Origin of the sequence: Geobacillus jurassicus NBRC 107829 (assembly GCF_001544315.1) — a bacterium.
Classification (GTDB): Bacteria; Bacillota; Bacilli; order Bacillales; family Anoxybacillaceae; genus Geobacillus; species Geobacillus jurassicus.
On record NZ_BCQG01000036.1, the window covers coordinates 1 to 18,719 of the forward strand.

Here is an 18,719-nt window from a genome sequence, read left to right on the forward strand (position 1 = left end):
CTAAAGGCGAAAAAATGTTGACACCGTTTTTTTATTGTGGTAGCATTATAAAATGCTAAATATGCACATTTCCCGCATAGAGGGGATGATGTATAATTTTGGATGAAATGGAAACAATGATAAAATCAATAAGCAACGAACCATATGGTTTTCTATTGGAATAGAAACCATTTTCTTTTTTTCTCCGTTCAACGCCTGGTTTCCTCGCGCCGGGAGCGTGTTAAATCCTCTAAATGAAACGGCGGTGCACGAAACGAAGCCGTTTCCGTCCGGATGGCGGGGGCCGGCCGCATGCATGCCTAGCGCTTTGCCCCGGAATGACGGAGCGGCCAAGCCGCCTTGACGGCATTGATTGCCGAGCGGGGCGGGGGAAGGCGCTGTTCCGGTTCCGGTTTTCACTAATGTCTACATTTGAGGGGTGAATCACTCTTGACAGGCCGACTAGTTCAATACGGGCGACACCGCCAACGCAGAAGCTACGCACGCATCAGCGAAGTGCTGGAATTGCCGAATTTGATCGAAATTCAAACGTCCTCCTACCAATGGTTTCTCGATGAAGGGCTGCGGGAAATGTTCAGGGAAATTTCCCCGATTGAAGACTTTTCCGGCAATCTCTCGCTTGAATTTATTGATTATAGTCTAGGAGAGCCGAAATATACGGTCGAAGAGGCGAAAGAACGCGACGTTACATATGCGGCGCCGCTTCGCGTCAAAGTTCGCCTGATCAATAAAGAAACGGGCGAAGTGAAGGAACAAGACGTGTTTATGGGCGATTTTCCGCTCATGACGGAAACTGGAACGTTTATTATCAACGGGGCGGAACGCGTCATCGTTTCCCAGCTCGTCCGTTCACCAAGCGTTTATTACAGCGACAAAGTTGATAAAAACGGCAAACGCGGCTACTCGGCGACAGTGATCCCGAACCGCGGCGCATGGCTTGAATACGAAACCGATGCGAAAGACGTCGTTTACGTTCGCATCGACCGCACCCGTAAACTGCCGGTTACGGTGCTTCTTCGTGCGCTCGGGTTCAGCTCCGATAAAGAAATCATCGACCTGCTCGGCGACAACGAATACTTGCGCAATACGCTTGAAAAAGATAATACCGACAGCACGGAAAAAGCGTTGATTGAAATTTACGAGCGTCTTCGCCCGGGCGAGCCGCCGACGCTGGAGAACGCGAAAAATTTGCTGGCGTCGCGCTTTTTTGACCCAAAACGCTATGACTTGGCGAGCGTAGGGCGCTATAAAATCAACAAAAAACTTCATATTAAAAACCGTTTGTTCAATCAGCTGCTCGCGGAAACGATCGCCGATCCGGAAACGGGGGAAGTCATCGCCGAAGCCGGAACGATGATCGACCGCCGGACGCTGAACCGCCTGCTTCCGTACTTGGAAAAAGGTGTCGGCCTAAAGACGTACCGTCCGGCCGAAGGGGTGGTGGACGGGGACATTTCGGTGCAAACGATCAAAATTTATGCCCCGAATGACCCGGATGGCCAAAAAGTGATTAACGTCATTAGCAACGGCTTTATCGCCGAAGATGTCAAACATATTACACCGGCTGACATCATTGCGTCGATCAGCTATTTCTTCAACTTGCTCCACGGCGTTGGTGATACGGATGACATCGACCATTTAGGCAACCGCCGCCTCCGTTCGGTCGGTGAGCTGCTGCAAAACCAATTCCGCATCGGTCTGTCGCGCATGGAGCGCGTCGTGCGCGAGCGCATGTCGATCCAAGATACGAACACGATTACGCCGCAGCAACTCATCAACATCCGTCCAGTGATCGCGGCGATCAAAGAGTTTTTCGGCAGCTCGCAGCTGTCACAGTTCATGGATCAAACGAACCCGCTCGCTGAGCTGACGCACAAGCGCCGCCTGTCCGCGCTCGGCCCTGGCGGATTGACGCGCGAGCGCGCTGGTTTTGAGGTGCGCGACGTCCATTATTCGCACTATGGGCGGATGTGTCCGATCGAAACGCCGGAAGGTCCGAACATCGGGCTCATCAACTCGCTGTCCACTTACGCGAAGGTGAACAAGTTCGGCTTTATTGAAACGCCGTACCGGCGCGTCGATCCGGAAACGGGACGGGTGACGGACCACATCGATTATTTGACAGCTGATGAAGAGGACAATTACGTTGTAGCGCAGGCGAACGTACCGCTTGCGGAGGACGGCACGTTCCTTGAAGAAAACGTTGTCGCCCGTTTCCGCGGCGAGAATATCGTCGTTAAGCGCGACCGCGTCGACTACATGGACGTTTCGCCGAAGCAAGTCGTCTCGGCAGCGACGGCGTGCATCCCATTTTTGGAAAACGACGACTCAAACCGCGCCTTGATGGGAGCGAACATGCAGCGGCAAGCCGTGCCGCTGTTGGAACCGGAAGCGCCGATCGTCGGCACGGGGATGGAGTATGTTTCGGCGAAAGACTCGGGCGCAGCGGTCATTTGCAAGCACCGCGGCATCGTCGAGCGCGTCGAGGCGAAGGAGATTTGGGTGCGTCGGCTGATTGAAGTGGACGGCAAAGAAGTCAAGGGTGATTTAGATAAATACCGGCTGCTGAAATTCGTTCGTTCGAACCAAGGCACATGCTACAACCAGCGGCCGATCGTGAAAAAAGGCGATATCGTTGAGAAGGGCGAAATTTTGGCCGATGGCCCGTCGATGGATAAAGGCGAATTGGCGCTTGGCCGCAACGTGCTTGTTGCCTTTATGACATGGGACGGCTACAACTACGAAGACGCGATCATCATGAGCGAACGGCTCGTCAAAGAAGACGTGTATACGTCAATCCATATTGAAGAGTACGAAGCCGAATCGCGTGATACGAAGCTCGGTCCGGAAGAAATTACGCGCGACATTCCGAACGTCGGAGAGGATGCGCTGAAAAACTTGGATGAACGCGGCATCGTCCGCATCGGCGCAGAAGTGAAAGACGGCGACTTGCTCGTCGGCAAAGTGACGCCGAAAGGAATGACCGAGCTGACGGCGGAAGAGCGGCTGTTGCACGCCATCTTCGGCGAAAAGGCGCGCGAGGTGCGCGATACGTCGTTGCGCGTCCCGCACGGCGGCGGCGGCATCGTTCTTGATGTCAAAGTGTTCAACCGCGAAGACGGCGATGAACTTCCGCCAGGCGTCAACCAGCTTGTGCGCGTCTATATTGTGCAAAAGCGGAAAATTTCCGAGGGCGACAAAATGGCAGGCCGCCACGGGAACAAAGGGGTTATTTCCCGCATTTTGCCGGAGGAAGATATGCCGTTCTTACCGGATGGCACGCCGATTGACATCATGTTGAACCCGCTTGGCGTTCCGTCGCGGATGAACATCGGGCAAGTATTTGAGCTGCACTTGGGCATGGCGGCGAAAAAGCTCGGCTTGCACATCGCTTCCCCGGTTTTTGACGGGGCGACGGAGGAGGATGTTTGGAACATCCTCGAAGAGGCAGGTCTAGCGCGCGACGCGAAAACGGTGCTGTATGACGGCCGAACGGGTGAACCGTTTGACAACCGCGTGTCGGTTGGGATCATGTACATGATCAAGCTCGCCCACATGGTCGACGACAAGCTTCATGCTCGTTCCACCGGCCCGTACTCGCTTGTCACCCAGCAACCGCTCGGCGGCAAGGCGCAGTTCGGCGGCCAGCGCTTTGGTGAGATGGAAGTATGGGCGCTTGAGGCGTACGGAGCAGCGTACACGCTGCAAGAAATTTTGACCGTCAAGTCCGACGACGTCGTCGGCCGCGTCAAAACGTACGAAGCCATCGTCAAAGGGGAAAACATTCCGGAGCCGGGTGTGCCGGAGTCGTTTAAAGTGTTGATCAAAGAGCTGCAAAGCTTGGGTATGGACGTCACGATTTTGACGAGCGATGAACAGGAAGTGAACATGGAAAACTTTGACGATGACGACGACCATGCGCCGGATGCCATCATGGTGGACGTCAAACCGGCTGAACGGGAAGAAGCCGGCGAAGAAAAAGATGCGGTGACGAAAGAGTAAACCGACAATGACGGCCAGGCGGGGAGTGTTTCCCCGCCGTTGGCCGCTCCAGCGAACGGACGACAGCAAAACCGACGGATCAAAAAGGGAGGTATACCCCTTGCTAGATGTCAATAAGTTTGAGTACATGAAAATTGGGCTCGCTTCCCCGGAGAAAATTCGTTCTTGGTCGTATGGCGAGGTCAAAAAGCCGGAGACAATCAACTATCGGACGTTAAAGCCGGAAAAAGACGGTTTGTTTTGCGAGCGCATTTTCGGTCCGACGAAAGACTGGGAGTGCCATTGCGGCAAATATAAACGCGTTCGCTACAAAGGCGTCGTCTGTGACCGTTGCGGCGTCGAAGTGACGCGCTCGAAAGTCCGCCGCGAACGGATGGGCCATATTGAGCTCGCTGCCCCGGTTTCGCACATTTGGTATTTCAAAGGCATCCCGAGCCGGATGGGGCTTGTCCTTGACATGTCGCCGCGGGCGCTCGAAGAAGTCATTTATTTTGCTTCCTATGTCGTAACCGACCCGGGCGATACGCCGCTTGAGAAAAAACAGCTGCTGTCGGAAAAAGAATACCGCGCCTATCGCGAGAAATACGGCCAATCGTTCCAAGCATTGATGGGAGCGGAGGCGATCAAAAAGCTGCTCCAAGACATCGATTTGGATAAAGAAGTGGCCACGCTGAAAGAAGAGCTGAAAACGGCGCAAGGGCAACGGCGCGCCCGCATTATCAAGCGGCTTGAAGTGCTTGAAGCGTTCCGCAGCTCGGGGAACGACCCGGCTTGGATGGTGCTTGATGTGTTGCCGGTCATTCCGCCGGAGTTGCGCCCGATGGTTCAGCTTGACGGCGGGCGGTTTGCGACATCGGACTTGAACGATTTATACCGCCGCGTCATCAACCGCAACAACCGGCTGAAACGGCTGCTTGACCTTGGCGCACCGAACATCATTGTTCAAAACGAAAAGCGGATGTTGCAAGAAGCAGTCGACGCCTTAATTGACAACGGCCGCCGCGGCCGTCCGGTGACGGGGCCGGGGAACCGTCCGTTAAAATCGCTTTCCCACATGCTGAAAGGGAAGCAAGGGCGCTTCCGGCAAAACTTGCTCGGCAAACGTGTCGACTATTCCGGCCGCTCCGTCATTGTCGTCGGCCCGAACTTGAAAATGTATCAATGCGGGCTGCCGAAAGAAATGGCGCTTGAGCTGTTCAAGCCGTTCGTTATGAAGGAGCTCGTGGAGCGGGGGTTGGCGCACAACATTAAAAGCGCGAAACGGAAAATCGAGCGCGTCCATCCGGAAGTATGGGATGTACTTGAAGATGTCATTAAAGAACATCCAGTGCTGTTAAACCGCGCCCCGACGCTGCATCGTCTCGGCATTCAGGCGTTTGAGCCGACGCTTGTGGAAGGGCGGGCGATTCGTCTCCATCCGCTCGTTTGCACGGCGTACAACGCGGACTTTGACGGCGACCAAATGGCGGTGCACGTGCCGCTGTCGGCTGAGGCGCAAGCCGAAGCGCGCTTGTTGATGCTCGCGGCGCAAAACATTTTGAACCCGAAAGACGGGAAGCCAGTCGTGACGCCGTCACAAGACATGGTGTTGGGCAACTACTACTTGACGATGGAGCGCGAAGGAGCCATCGGCGAAGGCATGGTGTTCAAAGACACTGACGAGGCGCTGCTTGCCTACCATAATGGCTACGTCCATCTCCATTCGCGCATTGCTGTTCACGCCGGCTCGCTGAAAAACGAAACGTTTACCGAAGAGCAAAACAACAAACTGTTGCTTACGACCGTCGGGAAGCTCATTTTCAATGAAATTTTGCCCAATTCGTTCCCGTACATCAATGAGCCGACGACAGAAAACATCGAAGGGCGGACGCCGGACAAGTACTTCCTTGACAAAGGGGTCAACGTGCGCGAAGAGATTCGCAAACGCGAGCTTGTTCCGCCGTTTAAGAAAAAAGTGCTCGGACAAATTATCGCCGAAGTGTTCAAGCGGTTCAAAATCACCGAAACGTCGAAGATGCTCGACCGCATGAAAGACCTCGGCTTCCAATATTCGACGAAGGCCGGCATCACGATCGGCGTGGCCGATATCGTCGTTCTGCCGGAAAAACAAGAAATTTTGGATGAAGCGCAAGCGAAAGTCGATACGGTTTTGAGACAGTTCCGCCGCGGCTTGATCACCGACGAAGAACGGTACGAGCGCGTCATTTCCATCTGGAGCGCGGCGAAGGACAAAATTCAAGACCGGTTGATGAAATCGCTTGATAAGCGCAACCCGATCTTTATGATGAGCGATTCCGGAGCGCGCGGGAACGCGTCGAACTTTACACAGCTTGCCGGGATGCGCGGCTTGATGGCCAACCCGGCCGGCCGGATCATCGAGCTGCCGATCAAGTCGTCGTTCCGCGAAGGCTTGACGGTATTGGAGTACTTTATCTCGACGCACGGCGCGCGGAAAGGGTTGGCGGATACGGCGCTCAAAACGGCCGACTCGGGCTATCTCACGCGGCGTCTTGTCGACGTGGCGCAAGACGTCATTGTCCGAGAGGAAGATTGCGGCACCGACCGCGGCATTTTGGCACGGGCGCTAACAGACGGCACGGAAGTCGTCGTCAAGCTCGAAGAACGGCTTGTCGGCCGCTATGCTCATAAAACGGTGCGCCATCCGGAAACGGGTGAAGTGATCGTCCGCAAAGATGAGATGATCACCGAAGATATCGCCAATGAAATCATTAAAGCCGGCATTACGGAAGTATGGATTCGTTCCGTCTTTGCCTGCAACACGCGCCATGGCGTCTGCAAAAAATGTTACGGCCGCAACATGGCGACCGGCATGGACGTCGAAGTCGGCGAAGCGGTCGGCATTATCGCCGCTCAATCGATCGGCGAGCCGGGCACGCAGCTGACGATGCGCACGTTCCATACAGGCGGCGTCGCTGGCGACGATATCACCCAAGGTTTGCCGCGGGTGCAAGAGCTGTTTGAAGCGCGCAACCCGAAAGGGCAAGCGGTCATCTCCGAAATTGACGGCACGGTCATTTCGATTAACGAAACGCGCGACAACCAATACGAAATCGTCGTGCAAAGCGAGGTGGAAACGCGCACGTATGTAGCGCCGTACAACGCGCGGCTGAAAGTCGAAGAGGGGCAGCGCGTCGAGCGCGGCCAAGAGCTGACAGAAGGCTCGGTCGACCCGAAGCAGCTGTTGCGCGTGCGCGATATTACATCCGTTCAAGAGTACTTGCTCCGTGAAGTGCAAAAAGTGTACCGGATGCAAGGGGTGGAAATCAGCGATAAGCACATCGAGGTCATGGTGCGGCAAATGCTGCGTAAAGTGCGCGTTATCGATGCCGGCGATACCGATGTGCTGCCGGGCACGCTGTTGGACGTCCATCAGTTTACGGATGTCAACGCTCAAGCGCTTCGCGAAGGGAAACGGCCGGCGACGGCCCGCCAAGTGCTGCTTGGCATTACGAAAGCGTCGCTTGAGACAGACTCGTTCTTGTCGGCCGCCTCGTTCCAAGAAACAACGCGCGTCTTGACCGACGCGGCGATCAAAGGAAAACGGGATGAGTTGCTCGGCTTAAAAGAAAACGTCATTATCGGCAAGCTCGTCCCGGCCGGAACAGGCATGGCCCGCTACCGCAAAGTGAAGCCGGCCGTCAAAAAAGAAACGGCTGGCGACACAGTGCCGTCCAAATAGAGCAAGCAGGATGGCCGGCTAGGGTGTCCTTGGCCGGCCATTGCCAAATAAAAAATCCGGTTGACAATCGGCAAAGAAAATGGTAGTCTAATAAAGGTGTTCCAACAACCTGGTACTTTGGAGGATATGTTACATGTCTTATGAAAAAGTATTACAGGCTGGGAAAATCGTGATTGGAACCAAACAAACGATAAGGGCTTTAAAGGAAGGGAGAGCAGCAGAAGTGATCGTAGCGGAGGATGCCGACTTGCCGATCATCGAGAAAGTGACTGCCGCCGCCAATGAGGCGAACGTGCCGGTCACAAAAGTCGATTCGATGAAAAAGCTTGGCAAGGCGTGCAAAATCCAAGTCGGCGCGGCCGCGGTGGCGATCCTTCGTTAACGCTTTACCTTTTCTCTTTAAAACCTTTATTTGCATAAACGATGAACCACCTGGATATGTGGGCTTAAACGATACATGTGAAAGGAGGATCTTTTCATGCCTACAATCAACCAATTGGTCCGCAAAGGACGCGAGAAAAAAGTTGTGAAATCGAAATCCCCTGCGTTGAACAAAGGGTACAATAGCTTCAAAAAAGAACAAACGAACGTTTCGTCTCCGCAAAAACGCGGCGTCTGCACGCGTGTCGGCACGATGACGCCGAAAAAACCGAACTCGGCGCTGCGGAAATACGCCCGTGTCCGCCTGACAAACGGGATTGAAGTCACGGCGTACATCCCGGGGATCGGTCACAACTTGCAAGAACACAGCGTTGTGCTCATCCGCGGCGGACGTGTCAAAGACTTGCCAGGGGTGCGCTACCACATCATCCGCGGCGCATTGGATGCTGCCGGCGTAGCGAACCGGATGCAAGGCCGTTCGAAATACGGTGCGAAAAAACCAAAAGCAGCGAAAAAATAATGAAATGAAGAGAATGTTTTCCTGAAGGGAGGAAACACTATGCCACGTAGAGGCCCTGTTGCTAAACGTGACGTACTGCCGGATCCGATTTACAATTCGAAGCTTGTCACCCGTTTGATCAATAAAATTATGATCGACGGCAAAAAATCGAAAGCACAAAAAATTCTTTATACCGCTTTTGATATGATCCGTGAGCGCACGGGTAAAGATCCAATGGAAGTGTTTGAGCAAGCGCTGAAAAACGTCATGCCGGTGTTGGAAGTGCGCGCTCGCCGCGTCGGCGGGGCGAACTACCAAGTTCCGGTTGAGGTCCGTCCGGACCGCCGCGTTTCGCTCGGTTTGCGCTGGCTTGTGCAATACGCTCGCCTTCGCAATGAAAAAACGATGGAAGAACGCTTGGCGAACGAAATTATGGACGCTGCCAACAACACAGGTGCAGCAGTGAAAAAACGCGAAGATACGCATAAAATGGCGGAAGCGAACAGAGCGTTTGCCCACTACCGCTGGTAAGGAGCGCCGCTTGAAGGAAATAGGTGAGAAGGCACTGCGGTTGCCTGTTCACCTATCTTCCTACATATATTGCGTTTTTTTGGCTGTACGCCGGACGCTTTCAAGGCAAAGGATCGCGCCATAGATGGCGGCGCCATCTACTATTTTATTTTGAAGGAAGGAGAAAATAACCGCTATGGCAAGAGAGTTCTCCTTAGAAAAGACTCGCAACATAGGAATTATGGCGCACATTGACGCCGGGAAAACGACGACGACCGAACGGATCTTGTTCTATACCGGCCGCGTTCATAAAATCGGAGAAGTGCACGAAGGCGCAGCCACGATGGACTGGATGGAGCAAGAACAGGAACGCGGAATTACGATCACGTCGGCGGCGACAACGGCGCAATGGAAAGGCCATCGCATCAACATCATCGACACGCCTGGGCACGTCGACTTTACGGTCGAGGTGGAACGTTCGCTGCGCGTATTGGACGGAGCCATCACGGTCTTGGATGCGCAATCGGGCGTTGAGCCGCAAACGGAAACCGTTTGGCGCCAAGCGACTACATATGGCGTCCCGCGGATTGTGTTTGTCAACAAAATGGACAAAATCGGCGCCGATTTCTTGTATTCGGTGAAAACGCTCCATGACCGCCTGCAAGCGAACGCCCATCCGGTGCAGCTGCCGATCGGTGCTGAAGACCAATTCTCCGGCATTATCGACCTGGTTGAAATGTGCGCGTACCATTACCATGATGAGCTTGGCAAAAACATTGAGCGCATTGACATTCCGGAAGAGTACCGCGAGATGGCGGAAGAATATCACGGCAAGCTCGTTGAGGCGGTCGCTGAGCTTGATGAAGAACTGATGATGAAATATTTGGAAGGGGAAGAAATCACGACGGAAGAGCTGAAAGCGGCGATCCGCAAAGCGACGATCAGCGTTGAATTCTTCCCGGTCTTCTGCGGCTCGGCATTCAAAAACAAAGGCGTTCAGTTGCTTCTTGACGGCGTTGTCGACTACTTGCCGTCCCCGGTTGACATCCCGGCCATTCGCGGCGTCGTTCCGGACACCGAGGAAGAAGTGACGCGCGAAGCCAGCGACGATGCTCCATTTGCTGCTTTGGCGTTTAAAATCATGACCGACCCGTACGTCGGAAAATTGACGTTCATTCGCGTCTACTCCGGGACGCTTGATTCCGGTTCATACGTCATGAATACGACGAAAGGGAAGCGTGAACGGATCGGCCGCCTGCTGCAAATGCATGCGAACCACCGCCAAGAAATTTCGAAAGTCTATGCCGGTGATATTGCCGCAGCGGTAGGTTTAAAAGATACGACGACCGGCGATACTCTATGTGATGAGAAACATCCTGTCATTCTAGAGTCGATGCAATTCCCAGAGCCGGTCATTTCGGTGGCGATCGAACCGAAATCGAAAGCCGACCAAGACAAAATGAGCCAAGCGCTGCAAAAACTGCAAGAAGAAGACCCGACTTTCCGCGCTCATACCGACCCGGAAACGGGACAAACGATCATCTCTGGGATGGGCGAGTTGCATCTTGACATTATCGTTGACCGGATGCGCCGTGAATTCAAAGTCGAAGCGAACGTCGGGGCGCCGCAAGTCGCCTACCGCGAAACGTTCCGCAAATCGGCGCAAGTCGAAGGCAAATTCATTCGCCAGTCCGGCGGCCGCGGTCAATACGGCCACGTTTGGATCGAATTCTCGCCGAACGAGCGCGGCAAAGGCTTCGAATTCGAGAACGCCATCGTCGGCGGGGTTGTCCCGAAAGAGTATGTGCCGGCCGTCCAAGCGGGATTGGAAGAAGCGATGCAAAACGGCGTCTTAGCCGGCTATCCGGTTGTCGACATTAAAGCGAAACTGTTCGACGGATCGTACCACGATGTCGACTCGAGCGAAATGGCGTTCAAAATCGCTGCTTCCATGGCGTTGAAAAACGCCGCGACGAAGTGCGATCCGGTTCTTTTGGAACCGATCATGAAAGTTGAAGTCGTCATCCCTGAAGAGTACCTCGGCGACATCATGGGCGACATTACGTCCCGCCGCGGGCGCATCGAAGGGATGGAAGCGCGCGGCAACGCCCAAGTCGTTCGGGCCATGGTGCCGCTGGCCGAAATGTTCGGTTATGCAACATCGCTCCGTTCGAACACGCAAGGGCGCGGAACGTTCTCGATGGTGTTTGACCATTATGAAGAAGTGCCGAAAAACATCGCCGATGAAATTATCAAAAAAAATAAAGGCGAATAATTGATTTCTCTTGCTAGTTTCGCTATAAATACTTATGTAAGTAAGACTTGGGAACATTTTGTTCCCAAGCATCCTAATACTTTACCTAACCATATCAATTCATATCTTACTTTTAAGGAGGATATCTCTCATGGCTAAAGCGAAATTTGAGCGCACGAAACCGCACGTCAACATTGGCACGATCGGCCACGTTGACCACGGGAAAACGACGTTGACAGCTGCGATCACGACGGTTTTGGCCAAACAAGGCAAAGCTGAAGCAAAAGCGTACGACCAAATCGACGCTGCTCCGGAAGAACGTGAACGCGGGATTACGATTTCGACGGCGCACGTCGAGTATGAAACAGATGCTCGCCACTATGCGCACGTTGACTGCCCGGGCCACGCGGACTACGTCAAAAACATGATCACGGGCGCGGCGCAAATGGACGGCGCGATCCTTGTTGTATCGGCTGCTGACGGTCCGATGCCGCAAACGCGCGAACACATTCTTCTGTCCCGCCAAGTCGGTGTTCCGTACATCGTTGTATTCTTGAACAAATGCGACATGGTGGACGACGAAGAGTTGCTTGAACTCGTTGAAATGGAAGTTCGCGATCTTCTCTCTGAATACGACTTCCCGGGCGATGAAGTGCCGGTCATCAAAGGTTCGGCATTAAAAGCGCTCGAAGGCGACCCGCAATGGGAAGAAAAAATCATTGAATTGATGAATGCGGTTGACGAATACATCCCGACGCCGCAACGTGAAGTGGACAAACCGTTCATGATGCCAATCGAGGATGTCTTCTCGATCACGGGCCGCGGTACGGTTGCGACGGGCCGTGTTGAACGCGGTACGTTGAAAGTCGGCGACCCGGTTGAAATCATCGGTCTGTCGGATGAGCCGAAAACGACGACCGTTACGGGCGTAGAAATGTTCCGCAAACTTCTCGATCAAGCTGAAGCTGGCGACAACATCGGTGCGCTTCTCCGCGGCGTATCGCGCGACGAAGTTGAGCGCGGCCAAGTATTGGCGAAACCTGGCTCGATCACGCCGCACACGAAATTCAAAGCGCAAGTTTACGTTCTGACGAAAGAGGAAGGCGGACGCCATACTCCGTTCTTCTCGAACTATCGTCCGCAATTCTACTTCCGTACGACGGACGTAACGGGCATCATCACGCTTCCGGAAGGCGTCGAAATGGTTATGCCTGGCGACAACGTTGAAATGACGGTTGAACTGATCGCTCCGATCGCGATCGAAGAAGGCACGAAATTCTCGATCCGCGAAGGCGGCCGTACGGTTGGCGCTGGCTCTGTATCGGAAATCATCGAGTAATCGCGGCAAAAAAGGGTGTCCAGCAATGGACATCCTTTTTTTGATGCCGTCTTATGCGACCTAGAAGGCCGGCGATTGAACGGAAAAACGCTCCGACCGCGGAGTTTTCGCTAATGGATCAACAGCTCTTCCGCACGTTCATGACAACCATTTTGAAGAAAACGCGGTTTTTCACCAACCTTCTAGATCCGAGATGCCCAGCAATGGGCATCTTTTTTGTCGATGCATGATTGAATACATTTAATGAAGAAAATCAGTTTCCGGGCAGCGTAGATGAAGAATCAACGGGCAACGGCAGTGTGGCACGGGTGCCGCGGCCGCGATTTTTTCCAGCCTTCGCCACTTGGCGATCGTGTTGAAAACGAGGTGGCAGCTATGTATAATGAAAAAGTGTGGGAAAAGCGAAGAAATAACTTGCAATCTCGCTTACATACCAGTATAATATCAAATGTTGGTCTTTGACTGCGATGAAGCGGAAGGTTGCTGACACACCCGGCCGCTTTGCCACGGCGGTGTGCAGGAAATTTCTGTGGAGAAGTCTATTTTCAAAATAGGCGAAGAAGGAGGGAAAACCAAATGGCAAAAGAAAAAATTCGCATTCGTTTGAAAGCTTATGATCATCGAATTTTAGACCAATCGGCGGAGAAAATTGTGGAAACCGCAAAACGTTCCGGGGCAAAAGTATCGGGCCCGATCCCGCTGCCAACGGAAAGAACGGTGTATACGATCTTGCGCGCTGTTCATAAGTACAAAGACTCCCGTGAACAATTCGAAATGCGGACACATAAACGTTTGATCGACATCATCAACCCGACTCCACAAACGGTTGATTCGTTAATGCGTTTGGATTTGCCGTCGGGCGTCGACATTGAAATTAAACTTTAATCGACTGGGAGGTGTGACATATGACGAAAGGAATCTTAGGAAGAAAAATCGGTATGACGCAAATATTTGCGGAAAATGGCGATTTGATTCCGGTAACCGTCATTCATGCGACGCCGAACGTCGTCTTGCAAAAGAAAACGATCGAAAATGATGGTTACGAAGCGATTCAATTAGGTTTTGAGGATATTAGCGAAAAACGCGCCAACAAACCGCAAATTGGCCATGCTGCCAAAGCAAATACGGCACCTAAGCGCTTCATTCGTGAAATCCGCGGCGCCAACATTAATGAATACGAAGTAGGTCAAGAAGTGAAAGTCGACATCTTCAGCGAAGGCGAAATTGTCGATGTTACGGGCATCTCGAAAGGGAAAGGCTTCCAAGGGGCAATCAAACGCCACGGCCAATCGCGCGGACCAATGGCTCACGGTTCCCGTTACCATCGCCGTCCGGGTTCGATGGGGTCCATCGCGCCGAACCGCGTTTTCAAAACGAAAAACTTGCCGGGCCGCATGGGTGGTGAGCGCGTGACGATCCAAAACTTGAAAATCGTCAAAGTGGATCCAGAGCGCAATTTGCTGCTCATTAAAGGCAATGTGCCAGGTCCGAGAAAAGGTTTAGTCATCGTCAAAAGCGCCGTGAAAGCGGCGAAGAAGGCGAAATAACATTCGGCCAGGAAAGGAGGAACTACGTAATGCCAAAAGTAGCATTATACAACCAAAACGGTCAGACGGTCGGCGAAATCGAGTTGAACGACGCCGTTTTTGGGATTGAACCAAATAAATATGTGTTGTTTGAAGCAGTCATTATGCAACGCGCCTCGATGCGCCAAGGAACGCATAAAACGAAAAACCGCGCTGAAGTGAGCGGCGGCGGCCGCAAACCGTGGCGCCAAAAAGGGACAGGACGCGCCCGCCAAGGTTCCATTCGCGCTCCGCAATGGCGTGGCGGCGGTACGGTATTTGGTCCGGTTCCGCGCAGCTACAGCTACAAATTGCCGAAAAAAGTTCGCCGTTTAGCGATCAAATCGGCGTTGTCTTCGAAAGTGCTTGAAAACGACATCGTTGTATTGGATCAGCTGACGCTCGAAGCGCCGAAAACGAAAGAAATGGTGAAAATTTTAAACAACCTCTCGGTTGACCGGAAAGCGCTCATCGTAACCGACGAGCTGAATGAGAACGTATATTTGTCGGCGCGCAACATCCCGGGCGTGAAAGTAGTTGCCGCCAACGGCATCAATGTGCTCGATGTGCTGAACCATGACAAACTTGTCATTACGAAGGCGGCCGTGGAGAAAGTAGAGGAGGTGCTTGCATAATGAAAGACCCTCGCGACATTATTAAGCGCCCCATCATCACGGAAAATACAATGAACTTGATCGGGCAAAAAAAGTATACGTTTGAGGTCGACGTCAAGGCGAATAAGACAGAAGTGAAAGACGCGGTCGAGAAAATTTTCGGCGTCAAAGTCGCCAAAGTGAACATCATGAACTATAAAGGGAAATTCAAACGCGTCGGCCGTTACAGCGGCTATACGAACCGCCGCCGCAAAGCGATCGTAACGCTGACGCCGGACAGCAAAGAAATCGAACTGTTTGAAGTGTAATATTCATGACGAAGGAGGGACATTCCGATGGCGATCAAAAAGTACAAACCGACATCGAACGGCCGTCGCGGCATGACGGTGCTTGATTTCTCGGAAATTACGACAGATCAGCCGGAAAAATCGTTGCTTGCCCCGTTAAAGAAAAAGGCAGGCCGCAACAACCAAGGGAAAATTACGGTGCGCCATCAAGGCGGCGGCCATAAACGTCAATACCGAATTATCGACTTTAAACGCGACAAAGACGGAATTCCAGGACGCGTTGCTACGATTGAGTACGATCCGAACCGTTCCGCCAACATCGCGCTCATCAACTATGCAGACGGTGAAAAACGCTACATCATTGCGCCGAAAAACTTGAAAGTCGGCATGGAAATCATGTCGGGTCCGGATGCGGACATTAAAATCGGCAATGCGTTACCGCTTGAAAACATCCCGGTCGGTACGCTCGTCCACAACATCGAGCTGAAACCAGGCCGCGGCGGGCAATTGGTGCGCGCAGCCGGCACATCGGCGCAAGTGCTCGGGAAAGAAGGCAAATACGTCATCGTTCGTTTAGCTTCCGGCGAAGTGCGCATGATTTTAGGCAAATGCCGCGCAACGGTTGGTGAAGTCGGGAACGAGCAGCACGAACTTGTCAACATTGGGAAAGCAGGGCGCGCCCGCTGGTTGGGGATTCGTCCGACGGTTCGCGGTTCGGTAATGAACCCAGTTGACCATCCGCACGGCGGTGGTGAAGGGAAAGCGCCAATCGGACGCAAGTCGCCGATGACGCCATGGGGCAAACCGACGCTTGGTTACAAAACGCGCAAGAAGAAAAACAAATCGGATAAATTCATCATCCGTCGCCGTAAGAAATAATGAACGAGCGCAATTCAGAAGGGAGGTTCACTTATGGGTCGCAGCTTGAAAAAAGGTCCGTTTTGCGATGAGCATTTGATGAAAAAAATCGAAAAACTGAATGCAACTGGGCAAAAACAAGTGATTAAAACATGGTCTCGCCGTTCAACGATCTTCCCGCAGTTTGTCGGGCATACGATCGCGGTGTACGACGGCCGCAAGCACGTTCCGGTCTACATCACAGAAGACATGGTCGGGCACAAACTCGGTGAATTTGCGCCGACACGCACGTTCCGCGGCCATGCCGGCGATGACAAGAAAACGAAACGGTAATGAGAGGAGGTTCTAGATATGCAAGCTAAAGCTGTTGCGAGAACCGTTCGCATCGCTCCTCGTAAAGCGCGCTTAGTCATTGACTTGATTCGCGGGAAAGAAGTTGGCGAAGCGTTCGCCATTTTGCGCCATACGCCAAAAGCCGCTTCCCCGATCATTGAAAAAGTATTGAAATCGGCAGTCGCTAACGCTGAACACAACTATGATATGGACGTCAACAACTTGGTGATCACGCAAGCGTACGTCGACGAAGGCCCGACGCTGAAACGTTTCCGTCCGCGCGCAATGGGCCGGGCAAGCGCCATTAACAAACGCACAAGCCATATTACGATCGTCGTTTCAGAAAAGAAGGAGGGATAATCCGTGGGTCAAAAGGTCAACCCGATCGGTCTGCGCATCGGCATCATTCGTGACTGGGAATCAAGATGGTATGCGGAAAAAGACTATGCAGATCTGTTGCATGAAGACTTGAAAATCCGTGAATACATTAACAAACGCCTGCAAGATGCGGCAGTCTCCCGCGTGGAGATTGAACGGGCTGCCAACCGCGTCAACGTAACGATCCATACGGCCAAACCGGGCATGGTCATCGGGAAAGGCGGCTCGGAAGTTGAAGCGCTCCGCAAAGCGCTCGCGCAATTGACCGGCAAACGCGTCCATATCAACATCGTAGAAATCAAAAAACCGGACTTGGATGCGCGCCTTGTCGCTGAAAATATCGCTCGTCAGCTCGAAAACCGCGTATCGTTCCGCCGGGCGCAAAAACAAGCGATCCAACGTGCGATGCGCGCTGGGGCGAAAGGGATCAAAACGATGGTGTCCGGCCGTTTAGGCGGGGCTGACATCGCTCGTTCGGAACATTACAGCGAAGGGACGGTTCCACTCCATACGTTGCGCGCTGACATTGACTATGGAACGGCAGAAGCCGATACGACATACGGAAAAATCGGCGTGAAAGTATGGATTTATCGTGGGGAAGTCCTTCCGACTAAGAAAAAAGCTGAGGAAGGAGGAAAATAATTATGTTAATGCCAAAACGCGTCAAATATCGCCGTGAACATCGCGGACGGATGAAAGGCCGGGCGAAAGGCGGCACAGAAGTTCATTTCGGTGAATTTGGGTTGCAAGCATTGGAATCGGCTTGGATTACGAACCGGCAAATTGAAGCAGCCCGTCGGGCGATGACCCGTTACATGAGACGGGGCGGGAAAGTATGGATTCGCATTTTCCCTTCCAAACCGTATACGGCAAAACCGCTTGAAGTGCGGATGGGTTCCGGTAAAGGGGCGCCGGAAGGCTGGGTCGCCGTTGTCAAACCGGGCAAAGTGATGTTTGAAGTGGGCGGTGTTTCTGAGGAAGTGGCACGTGAAGCATTGCGTCTCGCTTCTCACAAACTTCCGATCAAATGCAAATTTGTAAAACGTGAAGAAACTGGTGGTGAAGCGTAATGAAAGCGAAAGAAATCCGTGAGTTGACCACTGCCGAAATCGAACAAAAAATCAAAGCGCTGAAAGAAGAGTTGTTCAACCTCCGCTTCCAGCTGGCTACAGGCCAATTGGAAAACACGGCGCGCATCCGCCAAGTGCGCAAAGACATCGCCCGCATGAAAACGATCATTCGCGAACGTGAGCTCGCTGCCAATAAATAATGTTTGAGAGGAGGTTTGTGAAATGAGCCAACGCAATCAACGCAAAGTGTACGTCGGACGGGTTGTATCAGACAAAATGGACAAAACGATCACCGTGCTGGTCGAAACGTACAAAAAACATCCGCTGTACGGCAAACGCGTGAAATATTCGAAAAAATACAAAGCGCATGATGAACACAACATCGCCAAAGTCGGCGATATTGTGAAAATTATGGAAACTCGCCCGCTGTCGGCCACGAAACGCTTCCGCTTAGTGGAAGTCATCGAAAAAGCGGTTGTTCTGTAATCGTTCTTCGCTTAGTTCGGAGAGATAATTCCGAAAGGAGGTTTCGTCGATGATTCAACAAGAATCTCGCTTGAAAGTAGCTGATAACTCTGGCGCACGCGAAGTGCTTGTCATTAAAGTGCTCGGAGGTTCGGGCCGCCGCTATGCGAACATCGGCGACGTTGTTGTGGCAACGGTCAAAGATGCGACACCAGGTGGCGTTGTTAAAAAAGGTCAAGTCGTTAAAGCGGTTGTTGTTCGTACGAAACGCGGGGTGCGCCGTCCAGACGGCTCGTACATCCGTTTTGACGAAAACGCCTGCGTCATCATCCGTGACGACAAAAGCCCGCGCGGCACGCGGATTTTCGGGCCGGTTGCCCGCGAATTGCGCGATAAAGACTTCATGAAAATCATTTCTTTAGCTCCGGAAGTTATTTAATGGAACGGAACAGCGTTTCAAGGAG

General features: G+C 52.8%; 19 protein-coding genes. All 19 read left to right on the forward strand.

From position 1 onward, the window contains the following. Positions 1-429 precede the first annotated feature (429 nt). The 19 genes from rpoB to rplN all read left to right on the forward strand — a co-directional run bounded on the left by rpoB (position 430) and on the right by rplN (position 18,694). The gene (gene rpoB, locus GJ1_RS11270) at positions 430-4,002 is read left to right on the forward strand and encodes a DNA-directed RNA polymerase subunit beta (protein ID WP_066232445.1); all 3,573 of its coding nucleotides are present in this window, start codon (positions 430-432) and stop codon (positions 4,000-4,002) included. Positions 4,003-4,102: 100 nt separating this feature from the next. Next, on the forward strand, positions 4,103-7,702 hold the full coding sequence (gene rpoC, locus GJ1_RS11275; RefSeq protein WP_066232506.1) for a DNA-directed RNA polymerase subunit beta': 3,600 nt from the start codon (positions 4,103-4,105) through the stop codon (positions 7,700-7,702). 133 nt (positions 7,703-7,835) lie between these two features. Further along, positions 7,836-8,084 carry a 50S ribosomal protein L7ae-like protein gene (locus GJ1_RS11280; protein ID WP_066232448.1) on the forward strand — a complete coding sequence of 83 codons (249 nt, stop codon included), beginning with the start codon at positions 7,836-7,838 and terminating at the stop codon, positions 8,082-8,084. 96 nt (positions 8,085-8,180) lie between these two features. Next, on the forward strand, positions 8,181-8,603 hold the full coding sequence (rpsL, locus tag GJ1_RS11285; protein ID WP_011229616.1) for a 30S ribosomal protein S12: 423 nt from the start codon (positions 8,181-8,183) through the stop codon (positions 8,601-8,603). Positions 8,604-8,642: 39 nt separating this feature from the next. Next, complete coding sequence (gene rpsG, locus GJ1_RS11290) at positions 8,643-9,113, forward strand: 30S ribosomal protein S7 (protein ID WP_025950560.1); 471 nt, start codon at positions 8,643-8,645, stop codon at positions 9,111-9,113. Between the two features lie 175 nt (positions 9,114-9,288). Continuing rightward, positions 9,289-11,367 carry an elongation factor G gene (gene fusA, locus GJ1_RS11295; RefSeq protein WP_066232450.1) on the forward strand — a complete coding sequence of 693 codons (2,079 nt, stop codon included), beginning with the start codon at positions 9,289-9,291 and terminating at the stop codon, positions 11,365-11,367. Positions 11,368-11,497: 130 nt separating this feature from the next. Continuing rightward, positions 11,498-12,685, forward strand: a complete 1,188-nt coding sequence (gene tuf, locus GJ1_RS11300; protein ID WP_011229619.1) for an elongation factor Tu — start codon at positions 11,498-11,500, stop codon at positions 12,683-12,685. Positions 12,686-13,261: 576 nt separating this feature from the next. Then, a complete protein-coding gene (gene rpsJ, locus GJ1_RS11305) occupies positions 13,262-13,570 on the forward strand; it encodes a 30S ribosomal protein S10 (protein WP_008881945.1) in 309 nt (102 codons plus the stop codon). Between the two features lie 20 nt (positions 13,571-13,590). Continuing rightward, positions 13,591-14,232, forward strand: a complete 642-nt coding sequence (rplC, locus tag GJ1_RS11310; protein WP_066232453.1) for a 50S ribosomal protein L3 — start codon at positions 13,591-13,593, stop codon at positions 14,230-14,232. A gap of 29 nt (positions 14,233-14,261) precedes the next feature. Further along, entirely contained in the window at positions 14,262-14,885 is a 624-nt protein-coding gene (gene rplD, locus GJ1_RS11315) for a 50S ribosomal protein L4 (protein WP_066232456.1), read from the forward strand. Next, entirely contained in the window at positions 14,885-15,172 is a 288-nt protein-coding gene (gene rplW, locus GJ1_RS11320; RefSeq protein WP_011229622.1) for a 50S ribosomal protein L23, read from the forward strand. The genes rplD and rplW overlap by 1 nt, the downstream gene beginning before the upstream one ends. 27 nt (positions 15,173-15,199) lie before the next feature. Continuing rightward, positions 15,200-16,030: a 50S ribosomal protein L2 gene (rplB, locus tag GJ1_RS11325; RefSeq protein WP_011229623.1), complete on the forward strand. Its 831-nt coding sequence runs from the start codon at positions 15,200-15,202 to the stop codon at positions 16,028-16,030. 33 nt (positions 16,031-16,063) lie between these two features. Next, positions 16,064-16,342 carry a 30S ribosomal protein S19 gene (rpsS, locus tag GJ1_RS11330; RefSeq protein ID WP_011229624.1) on the forward strand — a complete coding sequence of 93 codons (279 nt, stop codon included), beginning with the start codon at positions 16,064-16,066 and terminating at the stop codon, positions 16,340-16,342. Between the two features lie 18 nt (positions 16,343-16,360). Beyond that, on the forward strand, positions 16,361-16,702 hold the full coding sequence (gene rplV, locus GJ1_RS11335) for a 50S ribosomal protein L22 (RefSeq protein WP_011229625.1): 342 nt from the start codon (positions 16,361-16,363) through the stop codon (positions 16,700-16,702). 3 nt (positions 16,703-16,705) lie between these two features. Further along, the gene (gene rpsC, locus GJ1_RS11340) at positions 16,706-17,362 is read left to right on the forward strand and encodes a 30S ribosomal protein S3 (protein WP_025950563.1); all 657 of its coding nucleotides are present in this window, start codon (positions 16,706-16,708) and stop codon (positions 17,360-17,362) included. Between the two features lie 2 nt (positions 17,363-17,364). Next, complete coding sequence (gene rplP, locus GJ1_RS11345) at positions 17,365-17,790, forward strand: 50S ribosomal protein L16 (protein ID WP_011229627.1); 426 nt, start codon at positions 17,365-17,367, stop codon at positions 17,788-17,790. Beyond that, positions 17,790-17,990 (forward strand): 50S ribosomal protein L29, encoded by a 201-nt coding sequence (gene rpmC / locus GJ1_RS11350; protein WP_011229628.1) that lies wholly within the window; start codon positions 17,790-17,792, stop codon positions 17,988-17,990. Before rplP ends, rpmC begins: the two co-directional genes overlap by 1 nt. A 22-nt stretch (positions 17,991-18,012) precedes the next feature. Continuing rightward, positions 18,013-18,276: a 30S ribosomal protein S17 gene (gene rpsQ / locus GJ1_RS11355; protein WP_011229629.1), complete on the forward strand. Its 264-nt coding sequence runs from the start codon at positions 18,013-18,015 to the stop codon at positions 18,274-18,276. A gap of 49 nt (positions 18,277-18,325) precedes the next feature. Beyond that, complete coding sequence (rplN, locus tag GJ1_RS11360; protein ID WP_011229630.1) at positions 18,326-18,694, forward strand: 50S ribosomal protein L14; 369 nt, start codon at positions 18,326-18,328, stop codon at positions 18,692-18,694. The last annotated feature ends 25 nt before the right edge of the window (positions 18,695-18,719 follow it).

What these genes read in the sequence shown, in the direction of transcription:
- GJ1_RS11280 (WP_066232448.1), top strand. Translation starts at nt 7,836, where the DNA reads ATGTCTTATGAAAAAGTATTACAGGCTGGGAAAATCGTGATTGGAACC.
- rpsL (WP_011229616.1), top strand. Translation starts at nt 8,181, where the DNA reads ATGCCTACAATCAACCAATTGGTCCGCAAAGGACGCGAGAAAAAAGTT.
- rpsG (WP_025950560.1), top strand. Translation starts at nt 8,643, where the DNA reads ATGCCACGTAGAGGCCCTGTTGCTAAACGTGACGTACTGCCGGATCCG.
- fusA (WP_066232450.1), top strand. Translation starts at nt 9,289, where the DNA reads ATGGCAAGAGAGTTCTCCTTAGAAAAGACTCGCAACATAGGAATTATG.
- tuf (WP_011229619.1), top strand. Translation starts at nt 11,498, where the DNA reads ATGGCTAAAGCGAAATTTGAGCGCACGAAACCGCACGTCAACATTGGC.
- rpsJ (WP_008881945.1), top strand. Translation starts at nt 13,262, where the DNA reads ATGGCAAAAGAAAAAATTCGCATTCGTTTGAAAGCTTATGATCATCGA.
- rplC (WP_066232453.1), top strand. Translation starts at nt 13,591, where the DNA reads ATGACGAAAGGAATCTTAGGAAGAAAAATCGGTATGACGCAAATATTT.
- rplD (WP_066232456.1), top strand. Translation starts at nt 14,262, where the DNA reads ATGCCAAAAGTAGCATTATACAACCAAAACGGTCAGACGGTCGGCGAA.
- rplW (WP_011229622.1), top strand. Translation starts at nt 14,885, where the DNA reads ATGAAAGACCCTCGCGACATTATTAAGCGCCCCATCATCACGGAAAAT.
- rplB (WP_011229623.1), top strand. Translation starts at nt 15,200, where the DNA reads ATGGCGATCAAAAAGTACAAACCGACATCGAACGGCCGTCGCGGCATG.
- rpsS (WP_011229624.1), top strand. Translation starts at nt 16,064, where the DNA reads ATGGGTCGCAGCTTGAAAAAAGGTCCGTTTTGCGATGAGCATTTGATG.
- rplV (WP_011229625.1), top strand. Translation starts at nt 16,361, where the DNA reads ATGCAAGCTAAAGCTGTTGCGAGAACCGTTCGCATCGCTCCTCGTAAA.
- rplP (WP_011229627.1), top strand. Translation starts at nt 17,365, where the DNA reads ATGTTAATGCCAAAACGCGTCAAATATCGCCGTGAACATCGCGGACGG.
- rpmC (WP_011229628.1), top strand. Translation starts at nt 17,790, where the DNA reads ATGAAAGCGAAAGAAATCCGTGAGTTGACCACTGCCGAAATCGAACAA.
- rpsQ (WP_011229629.1), top strand. Translation starts at nt 18,013, where the DNA reads ATGAGCCAACGCAATCAACGCAAAGTGTACGTCGGACGGGTTGTATCA.
- rplN (WP_011229630.1), top strand. Translation starts at nt 18,326, where the DNA reads ATGATTCAACAAGAATCTCGCTTGAAAGTAGCTGATAACTCTGGCGCA.